Raw genomic sequence first — 15,188 nt, forward strand, 5'->3', positions numbered from 1 at the left:
AGGCCGATCCATCAAGTTTAGCCAGCTCTACTGTATCCCGTATCCTGGCTCCTGACGCCTAATTTCAATATCTCCGGCAGGAACACTTCCGTCACCAGCAGCGGCGCGCCATGCAGGGTGAACAGCGAGCGTCGCGCCCACAAACGGTCCGGCGTAACGCCCGGCACGGCGGCCGCTGCACTGCGGTACAGGGGATGGTGCGCGTGCAGAGACTTGTAGTGCAGCGGCCTGCGCTCCACCTGCGGGTGGGCGAACAGCAGCGCACCGAGCGGTTGGCTGCCCAAGCCGCGCACGGCATTCCACGCGCCTCGCAGGTGCTGCACAGCGCAAGCGGAGTGTGCGAACACCACGGGCTGGCCATCGGCGCAAAGGAACACTTCGCGCGACCAGGCAAGCTGGTGAGGTGCGATGCCCAGCACGGCAGATTCGTCGAAGGCGATGCGCGCGAGGCCGCTGCGCACCGGACGCACATCGAACTGCCCGCAGCGGTCGCGAATGCGCTGCGTCAGAGAGCCGCGGTCGTGCAGCCACGGCACAAGCGTGGTTTCGCAGCCCACGGCCGCGCCGTGCCAGTATTTGTCAGACGTGCAGATAGTCATGTTTGCTTGCCATCCAGCGGTGCAGGTGAGCCCGCGCTGCATCGGGGTGATGTTGCAGCAGCTCGTCGGCGGCGAGCCGCGCCTCTTCCAGTAAATCTTCGTCTTCGCCCAGGTCGGCAAAACGCAGCATCGCCACGCCGCTCTGGCGCGCACCGAGCAATTCGCCCGGGCCCCGCAATTGTAAGTCCTGCTGGGCGATGGCGAAGCCGTCGTTGCTCTCGTAGATGATCTTCAGCCGAGCCCGCGCCAGTTCGGACAGCCTGTCCTGCTGGTAGAGCAGCACGCACATGCTCTCCGCCGCGCCGCGCCCGACGCGCCCGCGCAGCTGGTGCAGCTGCGCCAGTCCCATGCGCTCGGCGTGGTCGATCACCATCAGGCTGGCATTCGGCACGTCGACGCCGACCTCGATCACCGTGGTGGCGACCAGCAGCTGCAGCTCGCCCGCCTTGAACGCGGCCATGATCGCCGCCTTTTCCGCCGGAGGAAGCTTGCCGTGTGCGAGGCCCACGCGCAGCTCGGGGAAGGTCTGCGTCAGCGTCTCATGCGTCTCGATCGCCGTCTGCAACTGCAGCGCCTCGGATTCGTCGATCAGCGGGCACACCCAGTACGCCTGCTTGCCCGCGACGCAGGCGGCGCGCACGCGCTCGAACACCTCCTCGCGGCGCGCATCGCCGACAAGCTTGGTCACGACGGGCGTGCGCCCCGGCGGCAGCTCGTCGATCACCGACACATCGAGGTCGGCGTAGTAGCTCATCGCCAGGGTGCGCGGAATGGGAGTCGCGCTCATCATCAGCTGGTGAGGTTCGTTGCCCTTGTTGCGCAGTGCAAGTCGCTGCTGCACGCCGAACTTGTGCTGCTCGTCGACGATGGCGAGGCCGAGTTTCGGGAACTCGACGTTCTGCTGGAACAGTGCGTGCGTGCCGATGGCGAGCGGGGTCTCGCCCGACGCGATGCGTTCCGCGGCGACGGTCTTTTCCTTCTTCTTCAAACTGCCGGACAGCCACACGGGCGTGACGCCGAGCGGTTCCAGCCACTCGCGCAACTTGAGGTAATGCTGCTCGGCGAGAATTTCGGTGGGCGCCATCAGCGCGACCTGATAACCGTTCTCGATGGCCTGCAAGGCGGCGAGCGCGGCGACGATGGTCTTGCCGCTGCCGACATCGCCCAGCAGCAGGCGCTGCATCGGATGCGGCTGCGCGAGGTCGTGAGCGATCTCGGCATATACCTTCTGCTGCGCGCCGGTCAGCACGAACGGCAGGGCCCTGAGCAGTGCATCGGTCAGGCGGTGCTGCGCCGCGAGTTTGGGCGCGATGCGCTTGCTTCGCTCGCGGTGATGCACGCGCATCGACAACTGTTGCGCCAGCAATTCGTCGAACTTGATGCGCCGCCATGCGGTGTGGCTGCGCTGCTCCAGGCTGCTCGCCGACACATCCGGCGGCGGGTTGTGCAGCAGCTTGAGGCTGTCGGCGAAATCCGCGAAGCGCAACCGCTGCAGCAGCGCATCCGGCAACGTATCAGTGAGCGGCAGCGTCTCCAGCGCATTGAAGATCAGCTTGCGTAACGTCGCCTGTGAAAGCCCCGCCGTGGTCGGGTACACCGGCGTGAGGCTGGAGTTCAGCGGCGTATCGTCGTCCACCGCGCGGCATTTCGGGTGCACCATCTCCAGCCCGAAATAGCCCATGCGAGCCTCGCCGACGGCACGTATCTGCTTGCCCACGGCGAGCTGCTTCTGCTGGCTGGGATAGAAATTGAGGAAGCGCAGGTACAGTTCATCGCTGCCGTCCTGCAAGCGGCACACCAGGGTGCGGCGCGGGCGGAACGCCACTTCGCTGTGGGTGATGACGCCCTGCACCTGCACCGTCTCGCCGGGCTGCACCGACTCGATGGGCGCGAGATGGGTCTCATCCTCGTAGCGCAGCGGCAGGTGCAGCAACAGGTCGGAACGGTGGTGGATGCCCAGCTTGGCGAGCTTGGCCAGCGTGGCAGGCGGGATTTTCGCTGGCGTGCTCAAGGGTGCTGCTTAGTCTTGCAGATACATGACCCCGTCCGCCTCGACCAGCGCGCCGCGCGGCAGCGAGGCGACGCCCACGGCGGCGCGTGCCGGATAGGGCTGGTGGAAATAGGTCGCCATGATCTCGTTCACGCGTGCGAAGTTGCCGAGGTCGGTGAGGAAGATGTTCAGCTTCACCACGTCGTCCATGCTGCCGCCAGCGGCGGTGGCGACGGCGCGCATGTTCTGGAACACGCGGTGGATCTGCGCGTCGATGCCGTCGACCATCTGCATGCTGGTCGGATCGAGGCCGATCTGACCGGACAGGTAGACCGTGTGATCGACGCGCACCGCCTGCGAGTAGGTGCCGATCGCGGCGGGGGCATCGGGGGTCTGGATGAATTTTTTGTTGCTCATGTTCGGCTCCTTCTAAGTAATTCGCTCCTTCGATACACCGCGCTACGCGCGGTACTCAGGACGAACGGGAAATAGGTTTGCAATTATACCGGCTCAGGTGATGACCGTCGGCTTGTCCCTTCCGGTACAAGCACGCAACTCCGAAACATCCAGCGCGATGCCGATCAGCGTGGAAAGCGCCTCCTGGGCGTCGAGGTGGTGCTTGCTCACATCCGGTTCGTAGCTTTCGAGATAGAGGCGCAGCGTTGCCCCCTCCGTACCCGTTCCGGAGAGACGAAACACGATGCGCGAACCGTCTTCAAAGAGGATGCGTATCCCCTGTCCCGCGCTGACGCTGCCATCCACCGGGTCGGTGTAGCTGAAGTCGTCGCAGGTCTTGACGATATAGGGACCGAGTGTTTTCCCAGGCAGATCAGCGAAGCCTTCCTTCAGCAGATTCATCACACTGTTCGCGGCCTCTGTCGGGAGGCTTTCGTAATCGTGACGCGAATAGAAATTGCGCCCGTACTTCGCCCAGTGCTCGCGCACGATGGACTCGACCGGTTGCTTGCGCGCCGCAAGGATGTTCAGCCAGAACAGCACCGCCCAGAGACCGTCCTTCTCGCGCACATGGTTCGAGCCGGTGCCGAAGCTCTCCTCGCCGCACAGCGTGACCTTGCCCGCGTCCATCAGGTTACCGAAGAACTTCCAGCCGGTCGGCGTCTCGTAGCAGGGGATGCCCAAGGCCTGCGCCACGCGGTCGGCCGCCGCGCTGGTCGGCATCGAGCGCGCGATGCCCGCAAGGCCCTGCTTGTAGCCGGGCGCGAGCTTCGCGTTGGCGGCGATGACGGCCAGGCTGTCGGAAGGCGTGACGAAGAAGCCATTGCCGAGGATCATGTTGCGGTCGCCGTCGCCGTCCGAGGCCGCGCCGAAATCCGGCGCATCCTTGCCGTACACGATCTCGACCAGTTCGTGCGCGTAGGTGAGGTTGGGGTCTGGATGGCCGTTGCCGAAGTCAGGCAGCGGCACGGCGTTCATCACGCTGTCCGCGGACGCCCCCAAGCGGTTCACCAATATCTCCTTCGCATACGGGCCGGTGACGGCGTGCATGGCGTCGAACTTGATGCGGAAGCCGCTACTCAATAACGCGCGAATCGCCTTGAAGTCGAACAGCGATTCCATCAGCTCGGCGTAGTCGACGACGGGGTCGATCACTGACACCGTCATATCGCCCAGCTTGCTGTCGCCGCAGGCGTCCAACGCTACATCGGGCGCGTCGGCGATGCAGTACTGAGAGATCTGCTTGCTCGCCGCAAAGATCGCCTCGGTGATCTTCTCCGGCGCGGGGCCGCCGTTGGCCGTGTTGTACTTGATGCCGAAGTCGCCGTCCGGCCCGCCGGGGTTGTGGCTCGCGGACAGGATGATGCCGCCGTAAGTCTGGTATTTGCGAATCACGCAGGAGGCCGCGGGTGTGGAAAGGATGCCGCCCTTGCCCACCATGACGCGACCGAAGCCGTTGGCGGCGGCCATCTTCAAAATGACCTGGATCGCCTCGCGGTTGTAGTATCTGCCGTCGCCGCCCAGCACCAGCGTCGAGCCTTGGGGTGCGGCGATGGTATCGAAGATGGACTGGACGAAGTTCTCCAGGTAGTGCAGCTGCTTGAAGGCGGGCACACGCTTGCGCAGGCCTGAGGTGCCGGGTTTCTGGTCGGCGTAAGGGGTGGTGGCGACCTTACGGATCTGCATTCTTTTTCTCCCGTTATCCTGTGTCAGGGCCGCCATCTTACCACCGGACAATTGCCGATTCGGTCCGCCGGCCCCCACAAAACGCCGGATTCCTGCAATAATCGCGCATACAAACAAGACAACACCAAAAAAAGGGAAAAGCAGCATGATGACTCAAGACGAAATGAAGCAAGCGGTAGCGAAGGCCGCCATCGAATACGTGCCGGTCGATTGCATCGTCGGCGTGGGCACAGGCTCTACCGCCAACTTCTTCATCGACGAACTGGCCAAGATCAAGCACAAGATCCGCGGCGCGGTCGCCAGCTCCGAGGCATCAGCCAAGCGCCTGCAGGCACACGGCATCGAAGTGCTGTCGCTGAACGACGCGGGCGACCTGCCGGTGTACGTGGACGGCGCAGACGAGATCACGCGCCACATGCACATGGTCAAGGGCGGCGGCGGCGCGCTGACGCGCGAGAAGATCGTCGCGGCGGCCAGCAAGAAGTTCATCTGCGTGTGCGACGCCAGCAAGCTGGTGGATGTGCTCGGCAAGTTCCCCCTGCCGATCGAGGTGATCCCGATGGCGCGCAGTTCGGTGGCGCGCCAACTGGTGAAGCTGGGCGGCCAGCCCAAGCTGCGCGAGGGCTTCACCACCGACAACGGCAACATCATCCTCGATGTGCACAACCTGCAGATCATGAACCCGGTGGAGCTTGAATCCACGCTGGACCACATCGCCGGCGTGGTCACCAACGGCCTGTTCGCGCGCCGCGCTGCAGACGTGCTGCTGCTCGGCACGCCTGAAGGCGTGAAGACGATGACGGCGGAATAAGGAAAACGCCGTCATCTGACGTTCATATTCGCCGCTTAAACTATACAGTCCACTTTAAGGAACGATAGCATGCCCAGCAATGATCACATCTCCCGCCAGTTCGATGCCGAGCTGGAAGCCATCCGCGCCAACGTGCTGCAAATGGGTGGCCTGGTCGAAAGCCAGATCAAGAGCGCGGTGGAATCGCTGATCTCCGGCGATGTCGCATTGATGACCCGCGTGATCGAGGACGACCATCGCGTCAACGCGCTGGAAGTGAAGATCGACGAGGCGTGCAGCCAGGTGATCGCACGCCGCCAGCCGACCGCGGGCGACCTCCGCCTGGTGATGACCGTGGTCAAGACCATCACCGACCTCGAGCGCATCGGCGACGAGGCCGAGAAGATCGCGCGCATGGCCAAGCTGCTGTCGCAGAAGAGCGCGCTCAACCTGCCGCGCTACCACGAGATCAAGCATGCCGCCGACCTCGCGCTGGACATGCTGCGCAAGTCGCTGGACGCCTTCGCGCGCCTGGACGTGGCGCTGGCCGCGCAGGTGGTGCGTCAGGACGACCAGGTCGATGAGGAATTCCGCGCTATCATGCGCTACCTCATCACCTTCATGATGGAAGACCCGCGCACCATCTCCACCTCGCTGGAGATCCTGTTCGTGGCCAAGGCCATCGAGCGCATCGGCGACCACGCCAAGAACATGGCCGAGTACGTGGTGTACATGGTCAAGGGGCGCGACGTGCGCCATGTCACCGTCGACGAGATCGAGCGCGAAGTCCAGAAGTAGTGCAGCACCAACCCATCATAGCCGCCGTCGATCTGGGGTCGAACAGTTTTAGGCTCCAGATCGCGCGGGTCGAGAATGACCAGCTCTACATGCTGGACGGGCTGCGCGAGCCGGTGCGCCTCGCCGCCGGACTCACCCCCGACCGCCATCTCGATTCCGATGCGCAGCAGCGCGCACTCGACGCCCTGTCGAAGTTCGCCGAGCGCCTGCGCGGCCTGCCGCGCGAGGCGGTGCGCGCGGTGGGCACCAACTCCCTGCGCGTGGCGAAGAACGCCGCAGACTTCATCCCGCAGGCCGAGCATGTGCTGGGCTTCCCCATCGAAGTCATCGCTGGCATCGAGGAAGCGCGCCTGATCTACCTCGGCGTGGCGCACGGCCTGCCGCAGTCGCCCGACAACCGGCTGGTGATGGACATCGGCGGCGGCTCCACCGAATTCATCATCGGCAACAACCTCGAGCCGCAAAAGCTGGAAAGCCTGTACATGGGCTGCGTCAGCTATAGCAGCCGCTATTTCCCGAATGGCAAGATCACCAAGCAGAACCTCAAGCAGGCGGAACTCGCCGCGCGCAACGAACTGCAGACCATCGCAAAAGAGTTCTCGTGCAAACACTGGAACGTCGCACTAGGCTCCTCCGGCAGCGCACGCGTACTGTGCGATATCCTCGAACTGAACGGCTACAGCAAGAGCGGCATCACCCGCGACGGGCTGGAACGGCTGCGGGAAGAACTGCTGGACGCGGGTGACGTGCAACGCCTCGACGTGCAAGGGCTGAAGCCCGACCGCATTCCCGTGCTGCCCGGCGGCTTCGCCATCATGTATGCGACGTTCTGCGAGCTCGGCATCGACCAGATGCAGCCCGCGCTCGGCGCACTGCGCGAGGGCGTACTCTACGATCTGTGGGGGCGTTTCCACCACCACGACATGCGCGAGGTCACGGTGCAGCGGTTCATGCACCGTTACCATGTGGACATGGTGCAGGCCGGACGCGTGGCCAAGCTGGCGCACACCTTCGCGCTGCAATTCCTGGGCGAGGACGCCGACGAGACCGCGCTGCAGGTGCTCGATTGGGCCGCACGACTGCACGAGATCGGCATCAGCGTCGCGCACAGCGGCTTCCACAAGCACACCGCCTACATACTCAAGAATGCCGACATGCCGGGCTTCTCGAAAAAGGAACAGGCGCGCCTCAGCCTGCTGGCGCTGGCGCAGCGCGGCAGCCTGGACAAGCTCGAAGGACAGCTGAAGGACATCGAGGACTACGTGCTGGCAATGAGCCTGCGCCTCGCCGTGCTGTTCTACCGCAACCGCAGCGACGGCGGGCTGCCTGCCCTGCGCGGCCGCTTCAGCGGCACCAAGTTCCACCTCGCCATCGATGCGGATTGGCTGGCGCAAAGCCCGCTGACCGAAACCGCGCTGCAGGAGGAAGAGAAGCAGTGGAAGTCGCAGGGAATGAGCATGCAGGTAGTCGCCAAGTAAATATATGCAGCAACTGTAGGTCGGGTTAGCGTAGCGTAACCCGACCTACTCTCTTACAGGCCGTTGAAAAACGTAGCGAGGATGGTCAGATGCAAGGCGCACGGAGCGCAGGAACCGGAATGTACATTCAGTACATGAGGATTCCGAGTACCGCGCAACGCCGCAGATGGCCACCGCAGTAGTTTTGCAACACCTGTTACTCTCCGTAGCTGATGCGGTAGATGGCACCCGCCTTGTCGTCCGACACCAGCAGCGCGCCGTCCGGCATCTCCTGGATGTCCACCGGCCGCCCCCATGCGGTCAGACCTTGCAGCCAGCCCTCCGCGAACGTTTCATAGTTCGCCGCCTGCCCATTCTTCAGGCGTACCAGCGTGATGCGATAGCCGATGGGCGGGAAGCGGTTCCACGAACCGTGTTCGGCGATGAATATCTGCTTGTGGTAAGACTCCGGGAACATCTTTCCGGAGTAGAAGCGCATGCCCAGCGACGCCACGTGGGGGCCGAGCTCCATTGCGGGCGGGGTGGATTCACTGCATGAGTGTTGGCCGCCGAAATCGGGATCGGATACCGACTTGCCGTGGCAATAGGGGTAGCCGAAGTTCATGCCGGGCCGCGGCGCGTGGTTGAGCTCGTCGGGCGGCACGTTGTTGCCCAGCCAGTCGCGCCCGTTGTCGGTGAACCACAGCTCATTGCTATCCGGGTCCCAATCGAAGCCCACGGTGTTGCGCACGCCGCGCGCATACTGCTCGAGTCCGGTGCCGTCCGGCCTCATGCGGAAGATCGCCGCATAGCGCAAGGGATCGGGCTCGCAGATGTTGCATGGCGCGCCCACCGGAACGTACAGCAATCCGTCCGGGCCGAAGCGGATGAATTTCCAGCCGTGATGCGTTTCGCCCGGGAAGCTGTTGTTCACCACCACCGGTCTTGGCGGGTTGCGCAGGCGCGATGCGATGTTGTCGAAACGCAGGATGCGGTTGACCTCGGCCACATACAGCGCGCCGTCGCGGAAGGCCACGCCATTCGGCATATTGAGATTTTCGGCAATGATGAAGACCGCGCCCGCGCGCTTGCCGTCATTGCGCACTGCGTACACCTTGTCGCCACGCGTGCCGACATACAGCGAGCCATCCGGCCCCAGCACCATCGAACGCGCACCCGGCACATTATCGGCATACAGGCTGATCTTGAATCCCGGCGGCAGCTTGATCCTGTCGAGAGGCAACTCGCGGCAACAAGCGTTCAGGCTGACAGCCAGCAGCAGGATGAATGCGGTCGCCTCCCGCAACATGCTAGCAGCCTCCCCGTCGACGGGCAGTAATCTTGCTCTCCAGCATAATCGCCTGACCGTCCATGTTCGCCATCGAGATGATGCTGCCATCCATCGATATAGCCGAATAAGTGACCTCGCCCCTGGCTTGAAGGCCGAGCGAACCGTCACATCGCATCTTGAAGCGGAACGTATTGCCCGAGAAACTCCGCTGGGTGTAGGTGCAATCCGCCATTCCCGGATTCGCCACACCGCCGAGAACCCCGGAAGGATCCTGTGCATCTTCCTCCGTCAGACAACGACTTATGGTAATGGGCTCGGAAGTAACATCGGGTGAGTCCAACCCGCGGTTTTCTACAACCAGCTCCCACAAGCCGGGCTGAATTTCCGCGGCGAATGACGCACCGGCCAGGGTTGCCGCCAGGATGCCAGCCATGATCTGTATGCCACGGACGCTCATGGCTTGTTGAACGGCAACTTGATCGTCTCGCCGTCGATCGCGAACAGGCCGCGGCCGCGATGGTGGAGCGTACGCGGGTCTTTCTTCGCTGGGTCGATCCAGGCCTTGACCACCTCGAGCACGAAGAAGTTGTATTTGTTCACCAGCCGGGAGTCGTATATCCGGCACTCCAGATTGGCATAGCACTCGTCGATCAGTGGCGCCTGTACCTGCGAGGCGGGAACCGGCGTCAGGCCGAATTTCGCGAACTTGTCGACCTTGGCGCCGCTGACGCTGCCGACCTTCACCACCGTCTTCGCCATGTCCGCCGTCGGGATATTGATGACGCACTCCTTCGTCTTCACCAATGCGTCGAAGCTGTAATTGTTGCCGCTGATCACGGTGCCGATAAGCGCCGGCGTGAACTCCATCATCGTCAGCCACGACATGGTCATGACGTTCGCCTGCCCCTTGCGCGCGGTGGTGACCATCACCACCGGGCCCGGTTCGAGCAATTTGTAGACATTGGCTAACGGAAACGCTTTCTTCGCCATCTCGACCTCCGTTCTGGTTGCCCGAAAACGGTAACACGGCGAAATGGCGCGGGCGATACCCAGTATTGCTTATGCGCCGGCCGGCGGGATCATGGAAGGCAGGCGCTTCGGCGCTTTGATGCGCAGCTGCTTGTTGACGTTGTATACCCCGAACACCACCGTGATCGAACTCTCCGGAACATCAAATTCTTCCGCCAAAAACCGCACCAAATGCGCGGTAGCCCGCCCGCGCACCGGCTGCTCGGCAACATATATCTCCAGCTGCTTGCCGATCACCTTGCCGATCACCGTCTTCTTCGCGCGCGGCCGGCCCAGGATATTCAGCACGAGGGTATCCCCCTCCCAATGACAAAACGACGACATCACCACTCCAAAAAGGGCAGGCAATCCTGCCTGCCGATTGATTTAATTAACAATATTTGGCAATTCGTACCGAATACCGGATAATACCCGCTCGGCTGACCGGACGCACTGTTCGCATACCCCATCCAGCAAGGAGACTTGAAGATGATTATCAGCAATGCAATGACCACTACCAGCATCGCCCCTTCCACGATCTCCGACGTGACCAAGGCGAATGCGCAGCCGCTCGTCAGCTCAGCCCAGAATAGCCAAAGAAACCAGCAGTCCACTATCGTCCAGCTATCCACGCAAGGGCAGCTGTTGAACCGAAGCGACAGACCCGGTTCGACTGGCGAAAGCACCGAAGCTCCAAGCAAGGAAAGTTCCGAGTCGCCGGCCATCCAGTTCATGGAAGGCGAAACCGGAGGCGGTGGCGCTGCGCCCCAGAAGACCGCATCGAGCGGCGTCTCCGCCTATCTGAAGACCGCCGCGGCATAAACGCCGGGCCATCGCCCCCTATCCACCTACATGGTTCAGTTTATTGAGCCATGGCCTGGTTCTTGTTAAGTTGCTCCAGCCCCGTCAGGAAAACTGACGGCCACAACGGCACGACACGCTCTCGTGTCCTCTTCCGGAGCAGCCATGAAACAAATCCTTCTCTTCCTGTTGCTGACCGCGTCGAGCTGGGTGTTCGCCGAGACGAGCACGCAAGATAAACTGAATCGGCTCGAAGCGGAGCTAAACGACGTGCGCCAGGAACAGCAGGCCGTATACCAGAACTACCAGATGACCAGGGACCTGCGCCGACTGGAAGTGCAGGAAGGAAGCCCGCCGACGTCGCAGTACCCTTACGGCAAGAGCATCTATGGAACGGACATCAACACGCCCCCGCCGAACTACGACGATGTCGTCCGCACCCAGATGGAGCGCGAACAACGCATCCAGCACTACACCAACGAACTGAAAGGCCTTTCGGCACGCTATCTCGAACTGGAAGATCGGAGGAGAGCGCTGCTCGAGCTAATCAAGAAGTTGAAACAACAGCAAGGCAGTTAATCTGCGCGGGCAGAAGGTTGCTTGCGCAACGGGTCCAGCAGCGAGGACAGGCCGTTGTGATCCAGCTCCTGCATCAACGCGAGGAGCTGGCCGATCTGCCCGGGCGGAAAGCCCTCGCGGGCAAACCAGTTCAGGTAATGCCCGGGCAGGTCGGCGATCAAACGCCCTTTGTATTTCCCGAATGGCATGGTGCGCGTGACCAGCAGTTGCAGGTGTTCAGGGTTCATAACCCTAGTGTGCCGCTTCCCAGTTCGCACCCTCTCCCAGCCCCACTTCGAGCGGCACCTTGAGTTCGGCGACATGGCACATGAGTTCGCGCAGCTTCTCCTTCACATGCGGCAATTCGTTTTCCGGCACTTCGAGCACCAGTTCGTCGTGCACCTGCATGATGAGCTGCGTCTGTAGCTTTTCCTTTTCCAGCCAGTGCTGCACGGCGATCATCGCGAGCTTGATCAGGTCCGCGGCCGTGCCCTGCATCGGCGCGTTGATCGCGGCGCGTTCGGCGGCCTGGCGCTTCATGCCGTTGCTGGCGTTGATCTCGGGCAGCCATAGCCTGCGACCGAACACGGTCTCCACGAAACCCTGCTGCTTGGCCTGTTCGCGCGTGCGCTGCATGTAGTCGGCCACGCCGGGATAGCGCGCGAAGTAGCGGTCGATGTAGGCGGTAGCCGCGCCGCGCTCGATGCCGAGCTGCTTGGCCAGGCCGAACGCGGACATACCATAGATCAGACCGAAGTTGATGACCTTGGCATAGCGGCGCTGCTCGCTGTCGACCGCGTCTGGCGCGACCATGAATATCTCGGCGGCGGTGGCACGATGGATGTCCTCGCCGTTGGCGAATGCACGCAACAAACCCTCGTCGCCGGACAGGTGCGCCATGATGCGCAGCTCGATCTGCGAGTAGTCGGCGGAGACGATGCGGCTGCCCTGGGGGGCTACGAAGGCCTCGCGGATGCGGCGGCCTTCGGCGGTGCGCACCGGGATGTTCTGCAGATTGGGATCGCTCGAAGCGAGCCGCCCGGTGACGGCGACCGCCTGCGAATAGCTGGTGTGCACGCGCCCGGTATTGCGATCCACCATCTGCGGCAGCTTGTCGGTGTAGGTGGATTTCAGTTTCGCCATGCCGCGGTAGTCGAGCAGGATCTTCGGCAGCGGGTAATCCAGCGCAAGCTCCTGCAGCACCTCCTCGTCGGTCGAGGGTGTGCCGCTCGGCGTCTTCTTCTTCACCGGCAGCTGCAGCTTGTTGAACAGGATCTCCTGTATCTGCTTAGGCGAATTGAGGTTGAACGGCTGGCCTGCGGCCTCGTGCGCCTTGGCTTCGAGCGCGAGCAGCTTCTCGCCCAGTTCGCGGCTCTGCACCTGAAGCAGCGCGCAATCCAGCAGCACGCCGTTGCGCTCCATCCGGTACAGCACCTGCATGGTCGGCAGTTCGATGTCGCGGTACACGTGCTGCAACCCGCTCTGCACCGCGATCTGCGGCGACAAGGCCTGGTGCAGCTGCAGGGTGATGTCGGCATCTTCCGCGGCGTAGCGCGTCGCGGTGTCAATATCCACCTGATCGAAGCCGATCTGCTTCGCGCCCTTGCCCACCACCTCGGTGTAGCTGATGGTCTTCACGTTGAGATGGCGCAGCGCGAGGTTGTCCATGTCGTGCGGCCTGTGGCTCTCGAGCACGTAGGACTGCAGCAGCGTGTCGTCGTGGATGCCCGCGAGCACGATGCCGTGGTTGGCGAAGATGTGCATGTCGTACTTGAGGTTCTGCCCGACCTTGTGGTGGCGCGCGCTCTCCAGCCACGGCTTGAGCTTGTGCAGCGCCTGCTCGCGCTTGAGTTGGTCCGGCGCGCCGGGATAGATGTGCGCCAGCGGCAGGTAGGCGGCATGGTGCGGCGTGATGGCGAACGACATGCCGACCAGTTGCGCATCCATCACGTCGAGGCCGGTGGTCTCGGTATCCACGCATACCAGTTCCGCGGCGAGCAGCTTCTCCAGCCAGGCGTCGAGCTGGGCCTCGGTGAGGATGGTGTCATACTGTGCATGGCCGGTATTGGTCGGCTCGGTGCCGAACATGTCCTCCGTGACGGGGGCACTCTTCGCCCGGCTCGCGGGGGCGGCGGAAGGTGCTTCGCCGTTCAGTTCGCGCAGCCAACTCTTGAATTCGAATCTTTCATACAGCGTGCGCAACTGTTCGTAGTCCGCGGACGGCGCGACGAGTGCACTGTAGGGCTGCGGCAACTCCACGTCGCACTTCACCGTGAGCAGGCGGCGAGCCTGCGGCAGCCAGTCGAGGGCCTTGCGCAGGTTCTCTCCGACCACGCCGCCGATCCCTCCGGCGCTCTGCATCACGTTGTCCAGCGTGCCATACTGGGTGAGCCATTTCACGGCGGTCTTGGGACCGACCTTCTCCACGCCCGGCACGTTGTCCACCGCGTCGCCGGTAAGCGTGAGGTAATCGATGATACGTTCCGGCGGCACGCCGAACTTGGCGGAAACGCCCGGCACATCCAGCGTCTCGTTGCTCATGGTGTTGACCAGCGTGACATGCTCGTTCACCAGCTGCGCGAGGTCCTTGTCGCCGGTGGCGACGATGCTGCGCACGCCGTCGCGCGCGGCCTGCTGCACCAGCGTGCCGATTACGTCGTCGGCCTCCACGCCCTCGAGCGCAAGGATGTTCCAGCCCGAGGCAACGATGGCCTGGTGTAGCGGCTCGATCTGGCGCGCGAGGTCTTCCGGCATCGAGGGCCGGTGCGCCTTGTATTCGGGATACATGTCATCGCGGAAGGTTTTGCCCTTGGCATCGAAGACGCACAGGCTATAATCCGCCGGGTAGTCATGGCGCAGCTTGCGCAGCATGTTGAGCACGCCGTAGATCGCGCCGGTCGGGAAACCTTCGCGGTTGCGCAAGTCCGGCATGGCATGGAATGCGCGGTAAAGGAACGACGAACCGTCCACCAGGAGCAATGTCTTCCCGGTGCCGGGATAAGAGCTTTTCATAATTTTTTGCGTAAGGATAATTGCATGAATACTCTGTCCAAACTGCCCACCCCCGCAACACCGGACGGGTGGAATTCCAAAGAAGCCTGGCGAGTGTTCGGCATTATGTCAGAGTTCGTCTCTGCCACCGAACGCCTCAACCGCATCCATCCCGCCGTCAGCATCTTCGGCAGCGCGCGCACCAAGCCCGGCCAGCCCTATTACAAGCTTACCGAGGAGATCGCGCGGCTGCTGTCCGACGCGGGATTCTCGGTCATTTCCGGCGGCGGCCCCGGCATCATGGAAGCGGCCAACAAGGGCGCGTTCTACGGCAAGTCCCCCAGCGTCGGCCTGAACATCCAGCTGCCGCACGAGCAGGTCGGCAACCTGTACCAGAACATCAGCCAGACCTTCCAGCACTTCTTCGCGCGCAAGGTGATGTTCGTGAAGTTCGCCAGCGCCTATGTGGTGATGCCCGGCGGCTTCGGCACGCTGGACGAGCTGATGGAGGCGCTGACGCTGGTGCAGACCGGCAAGACCCGCAAGATGCCGATCATCCTGGTGGGCACCCAGTTCTGGGGCGGACTGATCGAGTGGTTCCGCAGCGCCCTGCTGGCGGAAAAACTCATCAGCCCGGAGGACATGGACCTGATCCAGGTCACCGACAATCCCGAGGAAGTGGTCAGCGCGATCTTCAAGCATTACGAAACGCGCGGCTTCGAGCCGTCGGAGGCGGAACGCGAGCGCCAGCTGTACTTGTAAA

16 protein-coding genes are annotated in these 15,188 nt (G+C 62.9%); 6 read left to right on the plus strand and 10 right to left on the minus strand.

The window, feature by feature from the left end; all coding sequences use genetic code 11:
- Window positions 1-17: 17 nt before the first annotated feature.
- The 4 genes from FGKAn22_RS11575 to FGKAn22_RS11590 form a co-directional block, all read right to left on the minus strand.
- The gene (locus FGKAn22_RS11575; protein ID WP_212785784.1) at window positions 18-599 is read right to left on the minus strand and encodes a chorismate--pyruvate lyase family protein; all 582 of its coding nucleotides are present in this window, start codon (window positions 597-599) and stop codon (window positions 18-20) included.
- Window positions 580-2,610: an ATP-dependent DNA helicase RecG gene (recG, locus tag FGKAn22_RS11580; protein ID WP_212785785.1), complete on the minus strand. Its 2,031-nt coding sequence runs from the start codon at window positions 2,608-2,610 to the stop codon at window positions 580-582. The genes FGKAn22_RS11575 and recG overlap by 20 nt, the downstream gene beginning before the upstream one ends.
- A 9-nt stretch (window positions 2,611-2,619) precedes the next feature.
- Window positions 2,620-3,006 (minus strand): RidA family protein, encoded by a 387-nt coding sequence (locus FGKAn22_RS11585; RefSeq protein WP_212785786.1) that lies wholly within the window; start codon window positions 3,004-3,006, stop codon window positions 2,620-2,622.
- Between the two features lie 93 nt (window positions 3,007-3,099).
- On the minus strand, window positions 3,100-4,731 hold the full coding sequence (locus tag FGKAn22_RS11590) for an alpha-D-glucose phosphate-specific phosphoglucomutase (protein WP_212785787.1): 1,632 nt from the start codon (window positions 4,729-4,731) through the stop codon (window positions 3,100-3,102).
- A gap of 145 nt (window positions 4,732-4,876) precedes the next feature.
- Between FGKAn22_RS11590 and rpiA the strand changes: the two genes are divergently transcribed.
- The 3 genes from rpiA (at window position 4,877) to ppx (ending at window position 7,797) form a co-directional block, all read left to right on the plus strand.
- Window positions 4,877-5,542, plus strand: coding sequence for a ribose-5-phosphate isomerase RpiA (rpiA, locus tag FGKAn22_RS11595; protein WP_212785788.1), 666 nt, complete (start codon window positions 4,877-4,879; stop codon window positions 5,540-5,542).
- Window positions 5,543-5,611: 69 nt separating this feature from the next.
- A complete protein-coding gene (phoU, locus tag FGKAn22_RS11600; RefSeq protein WP_212785789.1) occupies window positions 5,612-6,319 on the plus strand; it encodes a phosphate signaling complex protein PhoU in 708 nt (235 codons plus the stop codon).
- Window positions 6,319-7,797 carry an exopolyphosphatase gene (gene ppx, locus FGKAn22_RS11605; RefSeq protein WP_212785790.1) on the plus strand — a complete coding sequence of 493 codons (1,479 nt, stop codon included), beginning with the start codon at window positions 6,319-6,321 and terminating at the stop codon, window positions 7,795-7,797. Before phoU ends, ppx begins: the two co-directional genes overlap by 1 nt.
- A 196-nt stretch (window positions 7,798-7,993) precedes the next feature.
- On the opposite strand, the gene FGKAn22_RS11610 is transcribed toward ppx, so the two are convergent.
- From FGKAn22_RS11610 to FGKAn22_RS11625, 4 genes are all read right to left on the minus strand, one after another.
- Complete coding sequence (locus FGKAn22_RS11610; protein WP_212785791.1) at window positions 7,994-9,085, minus strand: PQQ-dependent sugar dehydrogenase; 1,092 nt, start codon at window positions 9,083-9,085, stop codon at window positions 7,994-7,996.
- A 1-nt stretch (window position 9,086) separates the two neighbouring features.
- Entirely contained in the window at window positions 9,087-9,500 is a 414-nt protein-coding gene (locus tag FGKAn22_RS11615) for a DUF3617 domain-containing protein (RefSeq protein ID WP_212785792.1), read from the minus strand.
- A gap of 20 nt (window positions 9,501-9,520) precedes the next feature.
- Window positions 9,521-10,057 carry a flavin reductase family protein gene (locus tag FGKAn22_RS11620; protein WP_212785793.1) on the minus strand — a complete coding sequence of 179 codons (537 nt, stop codon included), beginning with the start codon at window positions 10,055-10,057 and terminating at the stop codon, window positions 9,521-9,523.
- Window positions 10,058-10,126: 69 nt separating this feature from the next.
- A complete protein-coding gene (locus FGKAn22_RS11625; RefSeq protein ID WP_212785794.1) occupies window positions 10,127-10,420 on the minus strand; it encodes a DUF167 domain-containing protein in 294 nt (97 codons plus the stop codon).
- 144 nt (window positions 10,421-10,564) lie between these two features.
- Here FGKAn22_RS11625 and FGKAn22_RS11630 point away from each other — a divergent pair, with 144 nt between their 5' ends.
- Both FGKAn22_RS11630 and FGKAn22_RS11635 read left to right on the plus strand, forming a co-directional pair.
- On the plus strand, window positions 10,565-10,897 hold the full coding sequence (locus FGKAn22_RS11630; RefSeq protein ID WP_212785795.1) for a hypothetical protein: 333 nt from the start codon (window positions 10,565-10,567) through the stop codon (window positions 10,895-10,897).
- A 144-nt stretch (window positions 10,898-11,041) separates the two neighbouring features.
- Complete coding sequence (locus FGKAn22_RS11635) at window positions 11,042-11,455, plus strand: hypothetical protein (RefSeq protein WP_212785796.1); 414 nt, start codon at window positions 11,042-11,044, stop codon at window positions 11,453-11,455.
- On the opposite strand, the gene FGKAn22_RS11640 is transcribed toward FGKAn22_RS11635, so the two are convergent.
- Both FGKAn22_RS11640 and polA read right to left on the minus strand, forming a co-directional pair.
- The gene (locus FGKAn22_RS11640; RefSeq protein WP_212785797.1) at window positions 11,452-11,682 is read right to left on the minus strand and encodes a DUF3820 family protein; all 231 of its coding nucleotides are present in this window, start codon (window positions 11,680-11,682) and stop codon (window positions 11,452-11,454) included. The genes FGKAn22_RS11635 and FGKAn22_RS11640 overlap by 4 nt on opposite strands.
- Window positions 11,683-11,686: 4 nt before the next feature.
- A complete protein-coding gene (gene polA, locus FGKAn22_RS11645; RefSeq protein ID WP_212785798.1) occupies window positions 11,687-14,446 on the minus strand; it encodes a DNA polymerase I in 2,760 nt (919 codons plus the stop codon).
- Between the two features lie 24 nt (window positions 14,447-14,470).
- Here polA and FGKAn22_RS11650 point away from each other — a divergent pair, with 24 nt between their 5' ends.
- Window positions 14,471-15,187, plus strand: a complete 717-nt coding sequence (locus FGKAn22_RS11650; RefSeq protein WP_212785799.1) for an LOG family protein — start codon at window positions 14,471-14,473, stop codon at window positions 15,185-15,187.
- Window position 15,188: the final 1 nt, after the last annotated feature.

The sequence above is a fragment of the Ferrigenium kumadai genome, assembly GCF_018324385.1.
Taxonomy (GTDB): Bacteria; Pseudomonadota; Gammaproteobacteria; order Burkholderiales; family Gallionellaceae; genus Gallionella; species Gallionella kumadai.

What these genes read in the sequence shown, in the direction of transcription:
- FGKAn22_RS11585 (WP_212785786.1), bottom strand. Translation starts at nt 3,006, where the DNA reads ATGAGCAACAAAAAATTCATCCAGACCCCCGATGCCCCCGCCGCGATC.
- FGKAn22_RS11615 (WP_212785792.1), bottom strand. Translation starts at nt 9,500, where the DNA reads ATGGCTGGCATCCTGGCGGCAACCCTGGCCGGTGCGTCATTCGCCGCG.
- FGKAn22_RS11625 (WP_212785794.1), bottom strand. Translation starts at nt 10,420, where the DNA reads ATGTCGTCGTTTTGTCATTGGGAGGGGGATACCCTCGTGCTGAATATC.
- FGKAn22_RS11640 (WP_212785797.1), bottom strand. Translation starts at nt 11,682, where the DNA reads ATGAACCCTGAACACCTGCAACTGCTGGTCACGCGCACCATGCCATTC.
- rpiA (WP_212785788.1), top strand. Translation starts at nt 4,877, where the DNA reads ATGATGACTCAAGACGAAATGAAGCAAGCGGTAGCGAAGGCCGCCATC.
- FGKAn22_RS11610 (WP_212785791.1), bottom strand. Translation starts at nt 9,085, where the DNA reads ATGTTGCGGGAGGCGACCGCATTCATCCTGCTGCTGGCTGTCAGCCTG.
- FGKAn22_RS11575 (WP_212785784.1), bottom strand. Translation starts at nt 599, where the DNA reads ATGACTATCTGCACGTCTGACAAATACTGGCACGGCGCGGCCGTGGGC.
- FGKAn22_RS11635 (WP_212785796.1), top strand. Translation starts at nt 11,042, where the DNA reads ATGAAACAAATCCTTCTCTTCCTGTTGCTGACCGCGTCGAGCTGGGTG.
- polA (WP_212785798.1), bottom strand. Translation starts at nt 14,446, where the DNA reads ATGAAAAGCTCTTATCCCGGCACCGGGAAGACATTGCTCCTGGTGGAC.
- phoU (WP_212785789.1), top strand. Translation starts at nt 5,612, where the DNA reads ATGCCCAGCAATGATCACATCTCCCGCCAGTTCGATGCCGAGCTGGAA.
- FGKAn22_RS11590 (WP_212785787.1), bottom strand. Translation starts at nt 4,731, where the DNA reads ATGCAGATCCGTAAGGTCGCCACCACCCCTTACGCCGACCAGAAACCC.
- FGKAn22_RS11650 (WP_212785799.1), top strand. Translation starts at nt 14,471, where the DNA reads ATGAATACTCTGTCCAAACTGCCCACCCCCGCAACACCGGACGGGTGG.
- FGKAn22_RS11630 (WP_212785795.1), top strand. Translation starts at nt 10,565, where the DNA reads ATGATTATCAGCAATGCAATGACCACTACCAGCATCGCCCCTTCCACG.
- FGKAn22_RS11620 (WP_212785793.1), bottom strand. Translation starts at nt 10,057, where the DNA reads ATGGCGAAGAAAGCGTTTCCGTTAGCCAATGTCTACAAATTGCTCGAA.